The 20,965-nt window shown below is 36.7% G+C and carries 22 protein-coding genes and 1 other RNA gene; 7 read left to right on the forward strand and 16 right to left on the reverse strand.

Annotated elements, in window-relative coordinates:
* Window positions 1-491: 491 nt before the first annotated feature.
* Genes KTH84_RS04490 through kynU form a run of 3 tightly spaced genes read right to left on the reverse strand, consistent with a single transcriptional unit; the run spans window position 492 to window position 3,943 of the window.
* The gene (locus tag KTH84_RS04490) at window positions 492-1,238 is read right to left on the reverse strand and encodes an alpha/beta hydrolase (RefSeq protein ID WP_262472178.1); all 747 of its coding nucleotides are present in this window, start codon (window positions 1,236-1,238) and stop codon (window positions 492-494) included.
* Between the two features lie 7 nt (window positions 1,239-1,245).
* Window positions 1,246-2,652 (reverse strand): amino acid permease, encoded by a 1,407-nt coding sequence (locus tag KTH84_RS04495; protein WP_133973250.1) that lies wholly within the window; start codon window positions 2,650-2,652, stop codon window positions 1,246-1,248.
* A 40-nt stretch (window positions 2,653-2,692) separates the two neighbouring features.
* The gene (gene kynU / locus KTH84_RS04500) at window positions 2,693-3,943 is read right to left on the reverse strand and encodes a kynureninase (RefSeq protein WP_262472179.1); all 1,251 of its coding nucleotides are present in this window, start codon (window positions 3,941-3,943) and stop codon (window positions 2,693-2,695) included.
* A gap of 146 nt (window positions 3,944-4,089) precedes the next feature.
* Here kynU and gigD point away from each other — a divergent pair, with 146 nt between their 5' ends.
* Together gigD and KTH84_RS04510 are read left to right on the forward strand one after the other, a co-directional pair.
* Complete coding sequence (gene gigD / locus KTH84_RS04505) at window positions 4,090-4,539, forward strand: Lrp/AsnC family transcriptional regulator GigD (protein ID WP_262472180.1); 450 nt, start codon at window positions 4,090-4,092, stop codon at window positions 4,537-4,539.
* Between the two features lie 29 nt (window positions 4,540-4,568).
* Window positions 4,569-5,108 (forward strand): GNAT family N-acetyltransferase, encoded by a 540-nt coding sequence (locus tag KTH84_RS04510; RefSeq protein ID WP_262472181.1) that lies wholly within the window; start codon window positions 4,569-4,571, stop codon window positions 5,106-5,108.
* On the opposite strand, the gene KTH84_RS04515 is transcribed toward KTH84_RS04510, so the two are convergent.
* Complete coding sequence (locus KTH84_RS04515; RefSeq protein WP_133973244.1) at window positions 5,090-5,383, reverse strand: hypothetical protein; 294 nt, start codon at window positions 5,381-5,383, stop codon at window positions 5,090-5,092. The two genes, KTH84_RS04510 and KTH84_RS04515, sit on opposite strands and share 19 nt — an antisense overlap.
* Before the next feature lie 432 nt (window positions 5,384-5,815).
* Here KTH84_RS04515 and KTH84_RS04520 point away from each other — a divergent pair, with 432 nt between their 5' ends.
* The 4 genes from KTH84_RS04520 to KTH84_RS04535 all read left to right on the forward strand — a co-directional run bounded on the left by KTH84_RS04520 (window position 5,816) and on the right by KTH84_RS04535 (window position 8,648).
* Window positions 5,816-6,502, forward strand: coding sequence for an HAD-IA family hydrolase (locus KTH84_RS04520; RefSeq protein ID WP_262472183.1), 687 nt, complete (start codon window positions 5,816-5,818; stop codon window positions 6,500-6,502).
* Window positions 6,486-6,914, forward strand: coding sequence for an RNA-binding S4 domain-containing protein (locus KTH84_RS04525; protein WP_075431440.1), 429 nt, complete (start codon window positions 6,486-6,488; stop codon window positions 6,912-6,914). The genes KTH84_RS04520 and KTH84_RS04525 overlap by 17 nt, the downstream gene beginning before the upstream one ends.
* 145 nt (window positions 6,915-7,059) lie before the next feature.
* Window positions 7,060-8,106 (forward strand): recombinase RecA, encoded by a 1,047-nt coding sequence (gene recA / locus KTH84_RS04530; protein ID WP_133973058.1) that lies wholly within the window; start codon window positions 7,060-7,062, stop codon window positions 8,104-8,106.
* 59 nt (window positions 8,107-8,165) lie between these two features.
* Window positions 8,166-8,648, forward strand: a complete 483-nt coding sequence (locus KTH84_RS04535; protein WP_262472184.1) for a regulatory protein RecX — start codon at window positions 8,166-8,168, stop codon at window positions 8,646-8,648.
* Window positions 8,649-8,663: 15 nt separating this feature from the next.
* Here KTH84_RS04535 and ffs read toward each other — a convergent pair.
* Window positions 8,664-8,760, reverse strand: an RNA gene (gene ffs, locus KTH84_RS04540) — signal recognition particle sRNA small type.
* A 313-nt stretch (window positions 8,761-9,073) separates the two neighbouring features.
* Between ffs and KTH84_RS04545 the strand changes: the two genes are divergently transcribed.
* Window positions 9,074-9,937, forward strand: coding sequence for a YbgF trimerization domain-containing protein (locus KTH84_RS04545; protein WP_262472186.1), 864 nt, complete (start codon window positions 9,074-9,076; stop codon window positions 9,935-9,937).
* 56 nt (window positions 9,938-9,993) lie between these two features.
* Here the strand turns inward: KTH84_RS04545 and lpxA are convergent, their stop codons facing one another.
* From lpxA to pyrH, 11 genes are all read right to left on the reverse strand, one after another.
* The gene (gene lpxA / locus KTH84_RS04550; protein WP_262472188.1) at window positions 9,994-10,782 is read right to left on the reverse strand and encodes an acyl-ACP--UDP-N-acetylglucosamine O-acyltransferase; all 789 of its coding nucleotides are present in this window, start codon (window positions 10,780-10,782) and stop codon (window positions 9,994-9,996) included.
* Window positions 10,779-11,264 (reverse strand): 3-hydroxyacyl-ACP dehydratase FabZ, encoded by a 486-nt coding sequence (gene fabZ / locus KTH84_RS04555; RefSeq protein WP_003652176.1) that lies wholly within the window; start codon window positions 11,262-11,264, stop codon window positions 10,779-10,781. Before fabZ ends, lpxA begins: the two co-directional genes overlap by 4 nt.
* 6 nt (window positions 11,265-11,270) lie before the next feature.
* The gene (gene lpxD / locus KTH84_RS04560) at window positions 11,271-12,341 is read right to left on the reverse strand and encodes a UDP-3-O-(3-hydroxymyristoyl)glucosamine N-acyltransferase (RefSeq protein ID WP_133973052.1); all 1,071 of its coding nucleotides are present in this window, start codon (window positions 12,339-12,341) and stop codon (window positions 11,271-11,273) included.
* 4 nt (window positions 12,342-12,345) lie between these two features.
* A complete protein-coding gene (locus tag KTH84_RS04565; RefSeq protein ID WP_042894155.1) occupies window positions 12,346-12,846 on the reverse strand; it encodes an OmpH family outer membrane protein in 501 nt (166 codons plus the stop codon).
* Between the two features lie 40 nt (window positions 12,847-12,886).
* Window positions 12,887-15,397 (reverse strand): outer membrane protein assembly factor BamA, encoded by a 2,511-nt coding sequence (gene bamA / locus KTH84_RS04570; protein ID WP_262472190.1) that lies wholly within the window; start codon window positions 15,395-15,397, stop codon window positions 12,887-12,889.
* Window positions 15,398-15,434: 37 nt separating this feature from the next.
* Window positions 15,435-16,790: an RIP metalloprotease RseP gene (rseP, locus tag KTH84_RS04575; RefSeq protein ID WP_262472191.1), complete on the reverse strand. Its 1,356-nt coding sequence runs from the start codon at window positions 16,788-16,790 to the stop codon at window positions 15,435-15,437.
* Window position 16,791: 1 nt separating this feature from the next.
* A complete protein-coding gene (ispC, locus tag KTH84_RS04580; protein ID WP_262472192.1) occupies window positions 16,792-17,988 on the reverse strand; it encodes a 1-deoxy-D-xylulose-5-phosphate reductoisomerase in 1,197 nt (398 codons plus the stop codon).
* Window positions 17,989-18,813 (reverse strand): phosphatidate cytidylyltransferase, encoded by an 825-nt coding sequence (locus KTH84_RS04585; protein WP_202741859.1) that lies wholly within the window; start codon window positions 18,811-18,813, stop codon window positions 17,989-17,991.
* Window positions 18,813-19,565 (reverse strand): polyprenyl diphosphate synthase, encoded by a 753-nt coding sequence (gene uppS, locus KTH84_RS04590; protein ID WP_133973044.1) that lies wholly within the window; start codon window positions 19,563-19,565, stop codon window positions 18,813-18,815. The genes KTH84_RS04585 and uppS overlap by 1 nt, the downstream gene beginning before the upstream one ends.
* A 4-nt stretch (window positions 19,566-19,569) precedes the next feature.
* Window positions 19,570-20,124 (reverse strand): ribosome recycling factor, encoded by a 555-nt coding sequence (gene frr, locus KTH84_RS04595; RefSeq protein ID WP_042894139.1) that lies wholly within the window; start codon window positions 20,122-20,124, stop codon window positions 19,570-19,572.
* 85 nt (window positions 20,125-20,209) lie between these two features.
* Window positions 20,210-20,938 carry a UMP kinase gene (gene pyrH, locus KTH84_RS04600; protein WP_003652185.1) on the reverse strand — a complete coding sequence of 243 codons (729 nt, stop codon included), beginning with the start codon at window positions 20,936-20,938 and terminating at the stop codon, window positions 20,210-20,212.
* Window positions 20,939-20,965 lie beyond the last annotated feature (27 nt).

A 20,965-nucleotide genomic window follows, 5' to 3' on the forward strand; every position in this document is an offset into this window, starting at 1 on the left:
TATTTGTTATAGTTTTTTGTTTTTATAACTTTAATTTAGCTAAAAAATATGACAAATTTATGAAGTTGTTTTTAAATTATATTATAAACTTATTTTATAAGTCTAAATTTACAGCCAGTAAGTTCTAAATTTATATTTACAATATTCATTAAAAATTTATAAAAACTATTAAAGTTTAATACCTTCTAAGATGATCAAAAATCATAATAAATAGTTATTATATTTTACTTATAATTAAAAAATAAAAAAGTCCGTATCTTGGGAAGCTACGGACTTGAAACTCATCCAAACAACAGCTAAACATTTTGTCGTCTAGTGAGAAAGCACTATCTTTTTAATCTAATTAAGTTTAATAGTCAGGTCAACAACAACTAGTACTTTCTGCAAAAAATAGGATTAGTTGTGATTGAGCTCACATTTTGGTGGCAATTAAATTTTGAATATAATCCTTTTTATACAGATAGAGGTTATATAATATATTTTTCAATTACTTATATAAATTCCGACTTAAAATAATAATCTAGAATTGAATAATGATTGACCTCTGGAATAAGCTTAAACTGAACCAAATCCAGATCTTGGCTACTTTTACTTTCAAAATAGATCTGACTTTGCCATTTCAATTCTTCGAGTTCCAGTTCTCCACATAAGATTTTACAAGGGATATGAATTCTCTCTTTATGATAAATAGGGCTATATTTCAAAATATCTTCTTTTGTCAAATTTAGCGCATGATTTAAATGGGTCTTTTGTATTGGCTCTAAATCATAAATTCCACTTAATAAGACTATCTCAGATATGAGCGGATGGTCTAAAGTTAATGCGCCGAGATGGGCTCCTGCCGAGTGTCCAACCAACACAACCTCATCGGTTATCCAATCTTGCCCTGCAATGAAATCGAGAGCTTGATAAACTTGAGTTACAATATCTGCAATTTTACTCTGTGGAGCTAAGTTATATTCTAGAAGAATACATTGAGCTCTTTGTTCTAAAATATACGGCGCAATAAAAGCAAAATCTGATTTCTCACACCACTGCCAATATCCACCATGGATAAAAATAATGGTTTTATTCGTCTGTTCTACAGGAAATAAATCTAACGTAGATCGGGGATGAGCACCATATTGAATATCTCGAATGTGTCTATATTCTTGATAGCTGACTAAACTTCTTATTTGAAAGCTAGTCAGTATCTCATCTTCATTAGCTACAGTAATCGAATTATCATATTGTTTCATATGCTTCTCACTTCAACGATTCTTCATGAGCACTCAAAGAAAGCTTGGCTGATGAGCGTTTTAAATAATAGAAAAACGTAAGAACAACAATTAAAGGAACACCGAATTGTAGAGTTGACTTAAATTCATTGGTAAACCAAGTCGTAATAGTGATACTTAAAATCGCGATTAATCCCAACAACGAAATAAACCGACTAGCTGGAACTTTAAACTTTAATTGCAAACCTTGTTGCGTCATATTTCTTCTAAAAAACATATGCGTAACAAAGATACTACCCCACGTAAATAATGCTCCAAACATAGATAGCGCAATCATGATGGGAAAAGCTGAAGCTGGGTTAATCGTATAGACGATGCTCGCAATACCAATACCAACAGCAGATAAGAGCAGCGCGTTAACTGGCACACCATTGCTACTAATACGTCCAAATAGCTTTGGGGCATCACCAGCCCGCGACAAGCTAAACAACATACGTGTTGAGATATAGAGCATGCTGTTCATAGCTGATAGAGCTGCGACAATTACAATGAAATTTAAAATACTGTCTGCATATGGAATACCTACAATTTTCATTACCATTACAAAAGGGCTAGTCGTTTCAGTACCAATTAAATCCGTCCATGGAACAAGTGCCACAATTAAAAATAAAGACAGTAAATAAAATAGGATTAAGCGAATTGCAGTACTTTTAAAGGCAGTTTTAACAGCTCGCTCCGGATCTTTAGCCTCACCTGCCGCAACAGCGATCATTTCGATACTTAAATAGCTAAATATTGAAATAATGACTCCAATCCAAACCCCACTAAAACCATGGGGGAAAAAGCCGCCATGCTCAGTTAAATTGGAAATGACTTGTCCTGTTCCTTCATGACTCTGAGTCAATATGCCAATAGACAAAAGAATAAATACAATAATGGCGAAGACTTTAATGGTCGAAAACCAATATTCAACCAATCCAAAAGCCTTAACGCTATAGGCATTTACAACCAGCAAGGTAACCGAGAAAAAAGCAATCCAGATCCAAGAACCGACATGTGGGAACCATAATTTCATATAGTCAGCAACTGCTGTAATCTCTGTGCCCACTGCTAATACAATGCATGCCCAATAGCAATAACGGACTAAAAACCCTGCAAGTGGACTAATATAATGTTCTGCATAGGCGCCGAAGGAACCCGAAGTTGGATGCTGAACTGTCATTTCAGCTAAACAAGCCATGATAGCAAATGCAATTAGGCCACCAATCGCATAACTAACAATAACGGCTGGGCCAGCAAAGCTGATTGCAAACTTGCTTCCCATAAACAGTCCAGTACCAATCGCTCCACCAATTGCGATCATTCCCATTTGCTTTGCAGATAATTTCTTATGTAAGCCTGCTTCTCTATTTTGTATTTCATCAAAACTGCTCATAGGCCCTCCTAGCCATTTTTCTGATTTTGCTTCCCAAATATCAGGTCACTTCGCATCTAACCAAATAGCGCTCATTTTTCCATTCGCTATTCAGCATGATCTGCTTAAGATGCTGCACGGCATTCCAGATATCTTCAAAACCCAGATATAACGGAGTAATTCCAAAACGTAATACTTCTGGCTCTCGATAATCACCGATCACGCCTCGGGCAATGAGTGCCTGAATAATTTCATAGCCATATTCATGACGATAACTCACATGGCTGCCACGATATTGATGATTTACAGGAGTAATGAGCTCAAAACCAAACTGAGCACATTCTTGTTGGATGAGTTGAATAAATAAGTCAGTCAATTTAAGAGATTTCTCACGTATTTTTTGCATATCCACTTGCAAGAAAATATCGACACCACATTCGATTAGACTCATAGAAATGATGGGCTGAGTTCCACATAAGTAACGACGAATACTATTTGCTGGCTCATAGTGCTGAGCCATATCAAATGGTTTCTTGTGACTCCACCAACCCGATAACGGCTGCCAGAACTGGTCACGATGCTTTTGATTTACCCACAACAAAGCTGGAGAACCCGGACCACCATTTAAATATTTATAAGTACAACCAATCGCAAAATCGCTATTACTCTGATTTAAGTCCATAGGAACTGCACCAACTGAGTGACATAAATCCCAAATAATCAAAGCATCTTTAGCGTGAATTTGTTGATTAATAGATGCCATGTCATAGAAATATCCAGTTCGATAATTCACATGAGAAAGTACAACTACTGCTACATCTTTTTCTAACACACGTGACAAATCATCTGGGCCATCAATCAATTCAACTTGATAACCTTGGTGAATTAAATCAATGAAACCCTCAATAATATAAATATCTGTTGGGAAGGCATCTTTTTCCGCCACAATAATTTTACGTTCTGGAAATTTTTCGGCTTGAATTTTTACCGCTGCTGATAAGACTTTAAATAAATTCAAGGTGGTTGAGTCTGAAATGACAACTTCACCCTGCTCCGCACCAATTAGCCTTGCAACTTTATCGCCTAATCTCGTTGGCAATCCCCACCAATCTGCTTTGTTCCAGCTATTAATCAAATCCTCTCCCCATTCTTGGGAAATAATATGCTGAGCGACATCTAATGATTTCTTTGGTCTTGCGCCTAAAGAATTACCATCTAAATAAATCACTTCTTTTGGAAGCGCAAATTCATCTTTAAATTTTTTGAGTTCATCTTCCCGATCCCAATAGAGGCACTGTTCATGAGTAATCATTTGTTATTTCACCTATTTCAACATTTCCTTTGTGTTTGAATTTTATCATGGCAATTCTTACGATTTATTCGATAATATTTGATTAAATTCTTTAATTTCCGTATAAAATTCTAATTAAAACGAAAATATACGGATGAAATTCGAAAATGAATATAGATGCAACCGATCTAAAAATCTTAAGGCATTTGCAAGATAACGCTCGATTAAGTAACCAAGAACTCGCCGATCTCGTTAATCTTTCAACATCAGCTTGTCATCGACGTGTCAAAATTTTAGAGACAAATGGAGTGATTGAAAAATATCAGGCAAAAGTTAACTATGAAAAATTAGGCATAAAAATTGAGGCAATTGTTGAAATTAAACTTGCCCAACTAACAGAAAATGATCACAACTTTTTTTTAAGTCAGATCAAAAATTTTGATGAAGTGATTAATGCCTATATTATTACGGGCGAATCTAATTATGTTTTACACGTTGCGACTAAAGATCTAAATTCTTTTTCGCATTTTGTTATTAATACTTTAAATAAAATTAAAGGTGTAGTCAGCATCAACTCTAAAATCATTTTACAGAAGATTGTGCAAAAACCACTTTAATCTCAAATTTTCCATCCAAGAGCAACCCTATGATCGAAACTAAACGTTTAATTTTAAGACAGTGGAAAGAAAATGATTATGAGCCTTTTATCAAAATGGGCCTAGATCAAGACGTCATGCAATTTTTCCCAAACCTTCTAACACCCCAAGAAAGTCTTAACTTAATACAAAAAATTTCACTTCTCATTGATGAAAATGGTTGGGGGTTTTGGGCAGTAGAATTAAAAGAAAGCCATCAATTTATCGGATTTATTGGTTTGCACAACCAACCTGAACAATTTGATTTCTCTCCATGCGTGGAAATTGGTTGGCGACTTGCAAAAGAATTTTGGAAGCAAGGTTATGCAACTGAAGGAGCAAAAGCTGTTTTAGACTATGCTTTTAATGTACTCAATTTAGATAAGGTCGTGTCATTCACATCTACTCTTAATAGACCATCTCAAGCTGTAATGGAAAGGCTGGGAATGCAGAAAGTGAAGAGCTTTAACCATCCTAAGGTTCCTCTCGACCATGAATTAAGAGCACATGTGCTATATGAAATCAGGAATGCTTACTCATCAAAGTCGTAACCAACACAGGTCGAGCATTCCCAATATTCATGGATTTTATTGGCTATTTCCTCTTTCTCCATAGTAGTAAGCACATAAAAAAGTTTAGCCTCTTTATTTTTTCTTAGAATTAATAAATTGTAATAATCATACTCAGGTCCATTAAGCCCTAATGTAAATTGTGATTCACAGTGTTTTTCTGCTTTGTAGTGCCAGTCAAGTTTATAAGTATCAAGGCCATCGGCAGCATTGATTACGATACCGTCATTGGTTCCGCCAATAAATCCAATTTTCATTGTTTTCCCTAAGTTCTTATAGACATATTTTTAAATATAACTTTAAACAAGTATTCTTCAATTTATAAAATGTTTGTCAATACGTATACTATGTAAGCGAACTTAACCATAATAAAGCAAAACCTTAAATAAATTTTTATATTTCCAATTTATAAGATTATGGTGATGTTTTTTAGCCCAACCAACGAAAGAATTTTCTACTAAAACTGTTTCATTATTATTTTTTGTTTTGCAAACTTCCGCGTTATAATTTCAAACCCTTTATCTTCCCTCTCCATCCTATTAATCTGTACAAATTTTAGAAAATTAATGAATAGAGCTTTAAATTAATTTGAGTGTTTATAAGTTTGTTTAATTTATGATTTTAAAAGGATATATGGTTGATGTGTCTTAGAAATTTTGTTTTAAATGATTTTGGAGATATTTAAAAATATGTCTAAAATCATAATGTTTGATATGGATGGTACCCTCTTAGATCTCGCTTTTGATGATTTCATTTGGAATGAATGTCTTCCTGAACGACATGCGAAAAGACATCAACTCCCCCTTGCCGAGAGCCAAAAAAAGCTATATCAATTTTATCAAACACATAGGCACACTCTTGTTTGGTATTCATCAACCTATTGGACTAAAACTGTAGGAGTTGATGTACTTAAATTACAACAAGAATTTCAATCTAAAATCCAAGCTCGTTCTGGCTGTACTGAGCTTCTGCAACAACTTAAAGAACAAGGATACACGTGTTGGCTGGTGACTAATGCTGACCGCGCTAGCTTACGTTTAAAGCTCGACAATATTGCAATTGAACATTTCTTTGATGTAATCATATCAAGTGAACAAGTTGGTTATGCCAAAGAAGATATTAATTTTTGGCAAGAGCTCCAACAATTACACTTCTTCAATCCAGATGACACGATTTTTATTGACGATACGGCTCCCGTATTAAAAACGGCAGAAAAATTTGGTATTAAACACTTGTTTACTATCTCACAGCCCTCAAGTCTAAAAGATATAAGACAGCATCAAGATTTAGACTATAAAGCACTAGATCAGCTTACAGATTTGCTGTCTATATTGAATCAAATTGATAGAAAGGATAATGATGTCAAAATTGCGTGAAAACGATGCTGTAGAGACCATGCGTGTCGACAAGTGGCTATGGGTTGCTCGTTTTTTTAAAACTCGTTCAATTGCTAAAGCGGCGATCGAAGGAGGTAAAGTACATCACAATAATGAGCGTGTAAAAGTTTCCAAAGAAATTCGAGTGGGAATGGAACTTATTATTCAGCAAGGTTTTGATAAAAAAACAGTTGTGATAAAAGCCCTTTCAAACACACGTGGTCCAGCTCCGGTCGCACAGCAACTTTATGAAGAAACCGAAGTGAGTATTGCTAGACGGGAGTTGATTGCATCCCAACGAAAATTGCATAATCTAGCTCGACCTGATCACAGACCGGTTAAAAAGGATCGTCGACAAATTATTCGGTTTAAACAGGAGAATGATCAAAATTGGTCATACGATGATAAATAAAAACGTCGAGTTGTGTCGCACACACACATACAACACATAGAAGCTATAGAAAAAATCTGTCACTATTAACCCAGTGAAACAAGTTGAGATTCAATGCATCCACTTGGGTTAAACGTGATGAACATAGAGTATTGAGGTTTTTGAGATGGATGAGAATAAAAGCAAAGCATTACAAGCCGCGCTAAGTCAAATTGAGAAACAATTTGGCAAAAATACGGTGATGCGTCTCGGTGACAACACTGTTCAAGCTGTTGAAGCTGTATCTACAGGCTCTTTGACTTTAGATATTGCATTGGGGATTGGTGGTTTACCAAAAGGCCGTATTGTCGAGATTTATGGTCCAGAATCTTCTGGTAAAACCACAATGACTCTACAAGCGATTGCACAATGTCAAAAAGCTGGCGGTACTTGTGCATTTATCGATGCAGAGCATGCATTAGATCCACAATATGCACGTAAACTTGGTGTGGACATTGACAACCTGCTTGTATCACAGCCTGATAACGGTGAACAAGCTCTCGAAATTGCAGATATGTTAGTTCGCTCTGGCGCAATTGATATGATTGTTGTCGATTCAGTTGCTGCACTTACCCCTAAAGCAGAAATTGAAGGCGAAATGGGTGACTCTCATATGGGCTTACAAGCTCGTCTAATGAGTCAGGCACTTCGTAAAATTACTGGTAATGCCAAACGCTCAAACTGTATGGTTATTTTCATTAACCAGATCCGTATGAAGATTGGGGTAATGTTTGGTAGCCCTGAGACCACGACTGGTGGTAACGCATTGAAGTTCTATGCTTCTGTACGTTTAGATATCCGCCGTATTGGTCAAGTAAAAGAAGGCGATGAAATCGTCGGCTCTGAAACTCGAGTTAAAGTTGTTAAAAACAAAATGGCTCCTCCTTTCAGAGAAGCTCTTTTCCAAATCCTATATGGTAAAGGCACAAACCAGTTAGGCGAACTTGTAGATTTAGCTGTACAGCAAGATATCGTACAAAAAGCAGGTGCTTGGTATTCATATCAAGGTAATAAAATTGGTCAAGGTAAGAACAATGTTATTCGCCACTTTGAAGAGAATCCTCAAATGGCTGGAGAAATTGAACGTAATATCCGTGAACAACTGTTAACAACAGGTACTAATGCTGCTCAAGTTGAAGATGAAGAAGAAGCTGATGTTTTATTAGAATCTTAATTATTCATGAGCTTTAAAACGCCCTTCGGGGCGTTTTTTTACAAGGGAATCCTAATACTATGTTCAAAAGAACTGAAGAACAGTCTCAACAACGAGCTTTACTTACAGGTCAACGTTTGCGCTCTTATGCTTTTGCTTTATTGACTCGTCGAGATTATTCCAAAGCAGAACTTACTGAAAAATTAACTCGTTATGCACAAAATCCCGAAGAGGTTAAACAACTTGTTGAGGAATTATCTGAAAAGAATTATCAAAGTGATCAACGTGTTGCTGAACAAATGCTTGCTAGCCAGATTCGGAAAGGCAAAGGGCCAAATCGTATTAAGCAAGCTTTAAAAACAAAACAAATCGAAAATGATTTAATTGCAGAGGATATTCACAATATTGATTGGATAGAACAAGCGTATCAACTGAAAGTGAAAAAATTTGGCGAAGAAGTAGAAAAAGATCCAAAGCTTAAAGCAAAACAGATTAGATTCTTACAATATAGAGGATTTGATTTAGATGTAATTATAAAAGCAGTCCAACGGAGAGTGGACTAAGAGCAATGGTGGCAGCCCCACTAGCAAAACTTCGGCACATCATAGATCTGCTACCGTTGCTACCTTCCGGTCCTGGCGGGGTTCACAGAGTACAATTGCGAAGCCACCAGCGGGGCTACCATTGCCAGACAAAGTATAGAGATTTTTAAAAGAGTTGCAAGCCTTCTTCCCAGTTTTAAGCAAGTTTCTGTTTCAATTGATTAATTCATCAGCAAAAATTCATAAATTTCTATAAATCTTTCTCACACATTCTTTCTTGTATCTTATTTTGGATAAAATATGCTTGAAGATTGTAAACTATTCTTGCATTTATATTGTTAGCTGTTTTAATTGCATTGACCAATTAAAATCTTAGATAGTTAAGTGAATAGTTTATATATTCCTTTCTCAAGTTGGCTTTTACATAAAATTATGGACTTATACTCATGCGATTGATGAAGCATTCTTTATTATTTATTGCCTTAATGAGCACTACCTCTCTCTATGCCAACATTCCAATCGAGTCTCGCGGTTTAAGCCAAAGCGGTGGTAGCTCAACTAACACTTCTTCTAATAATGTTTCAGTACCTGGTAATTTAAACTGGGAATTAATGCAAAAAAACCAACAATTAGAGAATGATGTACGTACCTTGCGTGGGCAATTAGAAGAACAATCAAACGATATCGAACAATTGAAAAAAGATTTATCTAATCGTTATACTGACCTAGATCAACGCTTAGAACTACTTAATCAGAAGGTCGATCCAGAAAGTGTTCCATCAGATAATCCTGCAAACAGTGATACTCCAGCTCCGGCAAACACAGAAGCCTCTACAGTAGATAACAAAGTGGTAAATGCTACCCCTACAAGCAGCCCTTCCACCACACCTCCACCCCAACCAGAAGCGTCTCAACCACCTTCACAAAATCAATCAAACTCAGTAGAACTTGAAAAGGCAGCTTACACTGTAGCTTTAGACGCCTATAAGCAAGGTGGCGCAAAAAAAGCTATCGCTCCAATGCAAAATTTTATCAAAAATCACCCAAATAGTGTTTATACGGGAAATGCTTATTTTTGGTTAGCTGAATTTAATTTAGCAACTGATCCGGTAAACTATAATGACGCAAAAAAGAACTACGATGTAGTAGCAACTCGATATCCAAACTCTAGTAAAGCTCCTCGTGCTCTTTATCAACTCTATAGTATTGCTAAAGATGTCGATAAAAATACAGCTTCAGCAAACCAATATAAAACTAAAATCTTAAGTCAGTATCCAAAATCTGATGAAGCCAAGTTTTTTAATAAATAATAATTTTAAGAAAAAAAGACACCGCAATATGCAGTGTCTTTTTTTAATATATTTTCTTAGCGAACAATACCACGTTCTGACTGTTCAACAGAGTCAATTAATAATTGAGCTTCTGGAACGTTTGGAAGAATATCACTTTTAATCTGCTCAACAGCTTGAACAGAGGTAAGTCCTGATTTAAAAATTAACTTATAAGCCTCTCGAAGACCTTGAATTGTATTTTTAGACCAACCCTTCCTGCGCATTCCTTCGACATTTATACCAAATGCATGGGCTGGATTACCAGAAGCCATAACGTAAGCTGGTACATCCTTTAGGATTAGTGATGCTCCACCCACCATACTGTAAGAATCGATTTTACAGAATTGATGAATGCCAGAATTACCACCAATAATGATGTGATCACCTATGTGTACGTGTCCAGCAACACCAACATTATTGGCGAAAATATTATGGTCACCAATAATACAATCATGTGCAATATGTGTGTTAACCATCAATAGGTTATGACTTCCTATTTTAGTTAAAGCATTATCTTGCACAGTTCCTCTATGTAAACTGCAATGCTCACGAATTAAATTATGATCACCAATCTCCAACCAAGTTTCTTCACCTTGATATTTCAAGTCTTGGCAAACTTCACCAACACTTGCGAACTGGAAAATCTCATTATTTTGACCAATTTTGGTAAAACCACCCACTACCACATGTGAATGTAGCTTAGTACCCGCACCAATCGTCACATTTGGACCGATAACGCAATAAGGTCCTATCTGGACATCTGGAGCAATCACTGCAGATGGATCAATAATGGCCGTAGAATGAATTAAGTCGTGATTGCTCATGCCTGCTCTGTTTTTTGGTGTGAAATCATAATTTCAGCGGTTGTTGCTACAATACCGTCAACGGTAGCCGTACAATTATATTTGTAGATACCGCGTTTTTGCATTACTAATTCAGATTTTAATACAAGTTGGTCGCCAGCAACTACTTGTTTTTTAAATCTAACTCTTTCCGCACCAGCAAACAGGAATAAAGAACCTGGTTTTGGCGTTTCATTGTTCATAATAAAACCTAGAACGCCTGAAACCTGAGCTAATGCTTCAACAATTAGAACACCAGGCATAATTGGATATTCTGGGAAATGTCCCTGTAAGAACTCTTCATTGATAGAAACATTCTTATAACCAACAATACTATTGTCAGTAACTTCAGTCACACGATCAACCAATAAGAATGGGTAACGATGCGGCAAATATTGACGAATCGTTTGAATCTGCATTGGTAATTCAGGGATGGCAAATTTAGGTGTAGTTGACTCGGTCATAATATTCTATTTACGCAAATTAAAGGTTGATTCAAGAGACTCTATTTGAGCTTGTATATGATCAAGTCGTTTAGTGATTTGAGTCAATGGCACATCTGCTAATTGTCGCAAACGTACAATTGTCTTTTTCCAATGACTATTTTCAAACAATCCAATTCCTGAAGAGTAAGTTCCAGCTTCAGAAATATTTTTTGTGACCATTGACATTCCAGTCAAAGTCACATTATCGGCAATAGAAAGGTGTCCTGATACACCGCAAGCCCCTGCTAGAATACAGTTTTTGCCAATTTTAACACTACCAGCAATTCCACATTTAGCAGCAATAGCTGTATTTGAACCAATATGAACGTTATGCGCGATTTGCACAAGGTTATCAATAATTACCCCATCTTCCAAAATTGTGTTGTCCAATGCACCTCGATCAATACTACAATTTGAACCAATGCGAACATCATTACCAATAATAACTGAACCCAATTGAGCAATGCGATGCCACTTTCCTTGATATGGTGCAAAGCCAAAGCCTTCACTACCAATTACAGTACTTGCGTGAACTCGCACACGATCAAATAATTTAGATTCACCAGTAATAGTGACATGAGCATCAATAAAACAATCTTTTCCAATTTCCACATTATCATCCAGTCGAGTATGAGACTGAATAATCGTGTTATCACCGACCACACAATTTTCGCCAATTACGACGTAATGACCAATATATGCTGTTTCAGAAACAATCGCAGAAGGATGAATTTGAGCCGTACTTTCTATACCTACCGATGTAATTTTTTTATCAAAAACATGGGTAAGGATAGCAAAAGCTAAATAAGGATTATCAACAATAATAAAATTTTGTTTATCAGGAAGCTGTTCTTTAATAAGGCTTGTAACAATGTACGCACCTGCACGGCTAGTCTTTGCTTGATCTATATACTTTTCGCCATTCACGAAAGCAATCTGATGAGTTTCAGCATTTTCTAAACTTGCTAAGTTTATAAACTGAAGGCTACCCGCACCTACTAGCTCACCATTTACTAAGTGAGCCAGTTCATCTAAACGATAATGTTGCACTTTCATTAATTTATTTCATTGAATTAACCTTTTGTATCATTTTATCAGTTAAATCATACTTAGCGTCATAGGCAACAGTTGAATTTTTATTCAAAATGAAGTCAAGATTATTTTCTTTTCGTAATTGTTCAGCTGCTTGCTTCACACGACTCTCAAAAGTTGAATTCATTCCTTGCAAACTAGTTTGAACTTTAGACTGCAAACCTTGTTGAGTCGAATTAAATTCATTGAGTTTTGTCTGATATTGTGCCTGAAGCTTTTTAATATCATCTTCTTTCATTTTTTGCCCTTGAGTTTGGGCTTGACGTTGAAGACCTTCTAATTCTTTACCTAATTGCTCAAGACGAGTTGTGGTTGGCTTAACTGATTGATTTAAACTTGCGTTTTGTTGTTTCAAATAAGCACTGCTTTCAACAACTTTAGCAAGATCAATAACACCATAGCCCGCAGCGTTAGTCATAGCCGAAACTGTCAGACCTAGTCCTAACATTAATATATTTAATTTTTTCATTTAAATTTGTGTCCTTATTTCATGTTTAGTCAAGTCGCACTTAGAAAGTACGACCGATTTCAAACTGGATCTCTTTAGTTTCATCACCAGGCTTATCATTTAAAGGGAATGCATAGCTAAGAGATAATGGTCCGATCATGGTAATCCATGTGAAGCCAACACCTACGCTATAACGCATATTACCTAAATCGAAACCATAGTTATCTTCACAGTATTTTTTAGCATCAGCTATTTTCTGCCCATTCATAAGCATAGAATAAGAACCAACATCGCACTTGGTATCGAATACCTGACCACCTTCAGCAAAAATAACTGGTCTCACTTGACGCGTCCAATCTCCTTTGAAAGGTAATGGTAAAGCGAGCTCCGTACCAAATTGTACAAGACCATTACCACCCACTTCTTCCGGAGAAGAGTCATCTTTACCTTCTTCTTGTAAATTTACACTTGAATATTTCGGACCCAAGGTACTGTTATCATAACCACGAACAGAGCCATAACCACCAGCATAGAAGTTTTTATAAAATGGTAAATCATTACCATAGCCCAGCTTACCATAGCCACGAAGTACAAAACCTGTAGTACCGATAGGGAAGAATGCCTGAGCATCATAAGTTGCTTTTTGATAGTCAACATCACTACCAGGTAAACCAATTTCCAGACCTACACGATGCGACATACCTGAAGTTGGGAAAATTGGGCGGTTTAATGTGTTATATGACCAACCCAAATTTAAGTTGTATGTAAAGAATTCACCCTCAAATGCATTTCCATAAGGTTTAGAGATTTGATCATCTGGGCATTTTAATAAACCTGTTTCTGGATCTTTCACAAGATCAACGAGACAGTAAGTATTTGTTGAAGTGGTTTTTCCACCATTTTTTAACAAGTAGTCACGTACATATGTCGATACATATGCACCTGTGGTTACTTTAGTATTATCAACACCTAAAGAAGCACTTAAACTTTGGTTTTCGTCAATTGGATAACCAAAACTTAGACTACCACCAAAACTATCGGTAACGTAGTTATTAACGTTATAGTCATCATTTAGTTTGGTTTTACGATAATAAACGTTATAACCGCGGCTTACACCGTCAATTGTAAAGTAAGGATCGGTAACACTTAAGTTATAGTAATCTTGAGTTTCAGAACGAGACAAATCGATTGAAACACGGTTACCCGTTCCCATAAAGTTAGTTTGACTCAAACCTGCTTGGAATGTGATACCCCCACTTTGTGAGTAACCTACAGCTAATGTTGTAGTTCCCGAGTGTTGTTCTTCAACATTTACGTTTAAATCCACCTGATCTGGTGAGTTTGGAATACGCACGGGTTTAACATCAACCGTCTTAAAGAATCCCGTACGTTCTAAACGAACTTTAGACAGATCAATTTTTTCATTACTGGCTAAAGCGCCTTCCATTTGACGCATTTCGCGACGTAATACTTCATCGGCAGTTTTACTATTACCTGTAAAGTTAATACGACGTACAGTGACTTGCTGACCTGGGTTTACATAGTAATTTAAGTCAACAACACCTGTATCGTTATTAATTTGCGGAACAATATTCACATCTGCAAAGTAATAACCAGCATTACCATATTTACGCAATAACAACTGCTTAACAGCATTTACTTTTTCTTGAGAATAAGTATCGCCATCTTTATAAATTTTTAAAGCTTGTAATTCTTCCGGCTTATAAAGTGCATCACCCAAAAATTTGGTTTGTCCAAATTTAAATTGACTGCCTTCATCTACAGCAACTTCAATAAAGATATTCTTTTTATCTTCACTAATATTAAGCTGTGAGTTATTAATATGGAAATTAATATAACCTTTATTAAGGTACATAGCGCGCAAAGCTTCAAGGCTCGCTGCCATTTTTTCTCTAGCATAACGGTCATTACGCGTTACAACAGAAGCCCAACCACTTTCTTTAACTGCAAAGGCTTGTTTAATTTCACTGTCTTTAAAAACAGTATTACCAATAATATTGATATTAAAAACTTTAGCGGCTGTGCCTTCATTAAAATTTAATTTAAGTTCAACACGGTTATTTGGACGAGCTATTGTGTCAACGGTTACATCAGCATCGTAACGACCCTGCTGGGTATATTGCTGCTCTAATTCAGTTTCAATTGTTTGTAAAGCCGATTTCTTGAAAACTTCGCCTTCAGCAATTCCCATTTTTTTGAGGCCTTGTTCCAATGCCTCTTTAGGAATAAGTTTATTACCCTTAAATTCAAGCTTTGAAATAATTGGGCGCTCTACGACATTAAAAACTAAAGTATCGTTATCTTTTGATGCTTTAATATCGTCAAAAAGTCCAGTGGCATACAATGTTCGAATTGCTTCTGCGATCATCGGTTCATTAACGCGATCGCCACTGTTGATTGGCAACATGGTATAAACATTTGCAGGAGTAAGACGGACTAAGCCATCTATGCGAATATCTCGAACAACGAAATCATCAGCTGCATATGCTTGTTGTACCGCTGCCATAGCGCTAACAAGTGCCAAAGGCATTAAAAAATGTGTGTGCCGCATGCCAGTTTTTTCCAGTAAGTTATAAATCCATATACGTTTACAAACGCATAAAATCGTTAAATAGAGCCAAAAGCATCATACTACCGAGCAGTACCATACCAATTTTTAGACCAAACATTTGTATTTGTTCAGAAACAGGCTTCCCACGAATAGCTTCAATAATGTAATAAACCAGATGTCCACCATCTAGCATTGGAATTGGTAATAAGTTTAAAATTCCAAGACTTACACTCATTAAAGCCATAAATGAGATAAAAGTCTGCCATCCCATTTCTGCACTTTGTCCCGCTACTTTTGCGATTGTAATTGGTCCAGATAAATTTTCTAAACCAATTAAACCCTTAACCATTTTTACTATTGAACTCAATATCATGCTAGAGATTTGACCAGTTTTATCTAGTGACATCTCGAAAGCTTTTATTGGAGTATATTGAATTGTTTGCTTATATTCGTCAGGAATTGTAATTTTTCCTGCATCACTTTTCACGCCCAAAACACCGCTCACTTGCCCCATGTTGTCCCGTTTTCCTTGAGGCATGACTTGCAAATGAACCACTTGACCATTACGTAACACATCAATATTGAGTAATTTCTCTGGAGAATGTTGTACTACTTCTACAACATCAAACCAGTCTTTCATTGCTTGACCATTAATTGAAGCAATACGGTCACCTACTTTCATTCCTTGACGAATTGCAGCTCCATCTTGAGTCAATTCAGTCACAACAGCTGGAATAACGGGACGATATGGTAAAAAACCTAATGTATCTAAAGCCGATTCATTCTGATTTTTTAAGAAATCTTTAATTGGTAAAACAATATTTGTCTCAGTACCAGCACGGTCTACATCAATATTTACATTGCCGGTTTCACCTACACGATCAATCAAAGCAAAGTTAAGCTTTTCCCAAGTTTGCGTTTCTTTTCCATCAACTGCAATAACCTTGTCACCTACTTGCATTTGTGCAGCTGCTGCTGGTGAGTTTGGGATGACTTTACCTACTCTAGTGTTTAGTTGTTCTTGTGCAGGTAAAAATAGAATCCAGAAAAGTAAGACAGCAAAAATTAAGTTAATTAAAGGACCAGCTGCAACAATTGCTATACGTTTCCATGGTTTTTGACGGTTAAATGCATAAGGCAAGTCTTGCTCTGCAACATTACCTTCACGCTCATCGAGCATTTTTACATAGCCACCCAACGGTAAAGCTGAAAGTTGATATTTGATTCCGGATTTCTTTGATGTCCATTTGAGTAATGTAGGTCCAAAACCAATGGAATATACTAAAACTTTAACACCTAATTTTCGTGCAACCCAATAATGGCCGAACTCATGGATTGCAATTAAAGGACCAAGTAAAAGAGCCGCCGCTGCAATCATAAATAATGCGCTCATTTCAGCCTCCTATACTTGATATATATTGCTGTGCTACATGTCGTGCTATTTCATCTTTCTCTAAAATACACTCAATGTTTTCAGCAACTGAATTTTCCAATTTTTGCAAAGTATGTTCTACCACTTGTGGAATATTTGTAAATCCGATCTGTTGCTTTAAAAATGCAGCAACAGCAACTTCATTTGCAGCATTTAAAATAGTAGGTGCTAAACCTCCCGCACGCATTGCTTGACGAGCCAAATTAAGTGCTGGAAATTTTTGAATATCTGGAGCTTGAAAATTAAGCTGAGAATATTCAAATAAATTTAAAGCAGGAACACTCGTCTGTAAACGCTCAGGCCATGCTAAAGCATGTGCAATTGGCGTACACATATCTGGATTACCCATTTGCGCCAATGTTGAACCATCCACATATTGCACCATAGAATGAATAATACTTTGTGGGTGGACAACAACTGTAACAAAATGTTCAGATATTGAAAACAAATGGCATGCCTCAATCAACTCTAGTCCTTTGTTCATAAGAGTAGCTGAGTCAACTGAGATTTTTTGTCCCATAGACCAATTAGGATGTTTACAGGCTTGCTGAGGAGTAACTTCTTTTAATTGCTCTAAAGAATGGTTTAAAAAAGGACCGCCAGAGGCTGTTAATAAAATTCTAGATACGCCCTGCTGTGGTTGTCCATTTCTTTCAGCTTCTAAATAATTATGAGGTAATGACTGAAAAATAGCATTGTGTTCGGAGTCTACTGGCAATAACAATGCCTGATGATCACGTGCTGCTTGCATCATGATTTCACCAGACATAACCAAAGCTTCTTTATTCGCTAATAATACACGTTTACCAGCTTTCACAGCAGCTAAAGTGGGCAACAACCCTGCCGCTCCAACAATTGCAGCCATAACAACATCCACATCTGGATGTGAAGCAATGCTTACCAGACCTTGCTGATCAACCAAAATTTCAATATTTTGTAATTTATTATGTGCAAATAGAGCTGTTAATTCGGCAACTTTTTGCTCAGGAACAACCACTACTTTTGGTTGGAACTCTTTACAAATTTCAACTAACTCAGAAATTCGGGTATGAGCTGAAACTGCAAACACTGAATACTTATCAGGATGTTGATTTAAAATTTTTAAGGTACTTTGACCAATGGAACCGGTTACACCTAATATGCAAACAGATTGTGTCATCTATAAATCTACACCAATAAGTTTTAATATATACATTCCCGTTGCAAAGATCGGGGCTGCAGCAAGTAAAGAATCAATACGATCTAAAACACCACCATGACCGGGTAGAACACGACCAGAATCTTTAATACCGGCACGACGTTTAATCATTGATTCAAATAAGTCACCTAAAACTGAACCAAATACTGTAATTAATGACAATATAAGAAACAGAATTTGCTGAATTAAAGTTAAATTTAGATAATGATATTGCACAACTACCATTATTATTACAGTCGTAATAATACCACCGTACAAACCTTCTACTGATTTATTAGGACTTACAGTCGGAGCTAACTTTCTTTTCCCAAATTTTCGACCCACAAAGTAAGCACCACTATCTGCACCCCATACGAGCAAGAACAGATACATTAGCCACCATGGTGAGCTTTGCCATACTACAAAAATTGACGTTACCGCAGCGCAGACTAAAATTATGCCAATCACATATAAGGTCGCGTTATACCAGCCATCAAATTCAGGAAATGACTTGACCCAATATACACTTACAATCCAAGTCAAAATTGAAGCAGACCACAAAAGTAATGCAATATCGTGGAAAAACAGGGCAACACCTGAAACAAATGCAACAAGCAGACCGTAGCACCAAGCTTTAGGTTTTACAGCATTTGTAGTTTCGCGAGGCATTAATTTATACCACTCATACCCCGCAACCCCTGCTGCAACAATCATAAGAACCAACATTGGATAATGTGATTGCGTAGCAAACATACAGCCTAAAACAACTGCAACAAGTACCAATGCGGTAACAATCCGCTCTAACATTATAAATTCTCTATTTTCTCTTGCTGAATTTGTTCAGATGTTTTACCAAAACGACGTTCACGCCCTGAAAAAACATTCAATGCATGATCGAACTCTTTTACTGTAAATTCTGGCCATAAAGCTTCCGTAAAATACAGTTCCGCATAAGCTGCTTGCCATAACAAGAAATTAGATATGCGATAATCTCCGCCTGTGCGGATTAATAGGTCCACAGCTGGCAGATCGTTTAGACTGACATATTTTTCGAACAAATCAACATTTATTTGATCAGCATCAAACTCACCACGGGAAACTGCTTGAGCAACCTGTTTTGCTGCATTTGCAATGTCCCACATCCCACCATAGCTTATCGCAATGGTTAGGGTCATAGTGTCATGGTGTGCTGTCTGTTGCTCTGCATCTTCCATTAAGGCAACTAAGTGTGACGATAATCGAGAACGATCACCAATAAAACGCAAAGCAATATTAAATTTCTTCATGCGAGGTATTTGCTCATGAATACTTTCTTCCAGAAGTTTCATAAGCAGATCGACTTCATACTGCGGTCGATTCCAATTTTCGCTTGAAAATGCGAAAACAGTTAGAGCACGAATACCAGTTTTTTTACAATGTTCAACAATAGGATCAAGAACATTTTTACCTTCCCGATGCCCATCACCTTTTTGCATTTGATTTTTTTTTGCAAAGCGGTTGTTGCCATCCATGATGATGGCAACATGCTTGGGAAGATGATACTCTTCAGAATCGGTCATAAAATTAGACCTTCATCAATTCTGCTTCTTTCGCTGCAAGACGTTTGTCCACTTCTGCAACATATTTGTCAGTAATTTTCTGAATATCATCACCTGCACGGCGTTCGTCATCTTCAGAAATTTCTTTTTCTTTTAGCAATGATTTAATATCACCTAATACATCACGACGGATATTACGAATCGCAACTTTTGCATTTTCTGCTTCATTACGCGCAACTTTTTGCATATCACGGCGTGTTTCTTCAGTTAATGCTGGTAAAGGTACACGAATTGCATCTGCTGTAATTGGGTTTAAACCAAGATCACTTTCACGGATTGCCTTATCAATAGCTGAAACCATTGTACGCTCAAATGGCTGAACAACAAGTGTACGTGAGTCTTCGATACCCACGTTTGCTACTTGATTTAAAGGCACATCAGAACCGTAGTAAGGAACCATCACACCATTTAAGATTGATGGGTGTGCACGGCCAGTTCGAACTTTAGCAAACCCTAGCTCCAAAGACTCTAGAGTTTTTAACATACGCTGTTCGCTGTCTTTTTTCAGATCGTTAATCATATGATCTACCTTACTTATTTATTCAAAGATATATTTAACAAATTTAATTTAGCGCTAGTATAAAGAGCTTTCGGTAACACGTACATTATTTAGTAACGCGCGTCCCTTCTTTTTCACCCATTACTACTGACAATAACGCACCTGATTTATTCATATCAAAAACTTGCAGTGGCACATTATGGTCGCGACATAAACAAATAGCCGTCAAATCCATAACACCAAGTTTTTCATCTAACACCTGATCAAAGGTTAAATGATCGTATTTAACAGCATCTTCAAATTTACTTGGATCTTTATTATAAACGCCATCTACTTTAGTCGCTTTTAAAATCAAATTCGCTTCAATTTCAATTCCGCGTAAACATGCTGCTGTATCCGTTGTGAAAAATGGATTTCCTGTACCCGCAACGAAAACACAAACTTCACCTTGACTCAAATGACGGATAGCATCACGACTTGAATAAGACTCTACCACTGTACCAATTGGCAATGCAGACATAAGACGAGTTCTGATATTACGACGAACTAGAGCATCACGCATAGCTAAGCCATTCATCACAGTTGCAAGCATACCCATTTGATCGCCTGTTACACGACCAACTAGGCCATCTTTTTGCAACTGACTACCACGGTACAAATTACCGCCGCCCACAACAATACCCACTTGTACACCTAAGCCAACCAAGTGTGCAATTGAAAGGGACATATGATCTAAAACTTGGGCATCAATACCCATATCTTTATTACCTGACAATGCCTCACCAGATAATTTTAATAGAATACGTGAATAACGAGGGCTAATTGTTTCCGCCATGACTTTGCTCCAAAACCTCTTAAACTG

This window comes from Acinetobacter sp. WU_MDCI_Abxb74 (assembly GCF_025513915.1).
GTDB lineage: Bacteria > Pseudomonadota > Gammaproteobacteria > Pseudomonadales > Moraxellaceae > Acinetobacter > Acinetobacter calcoaceticus_C.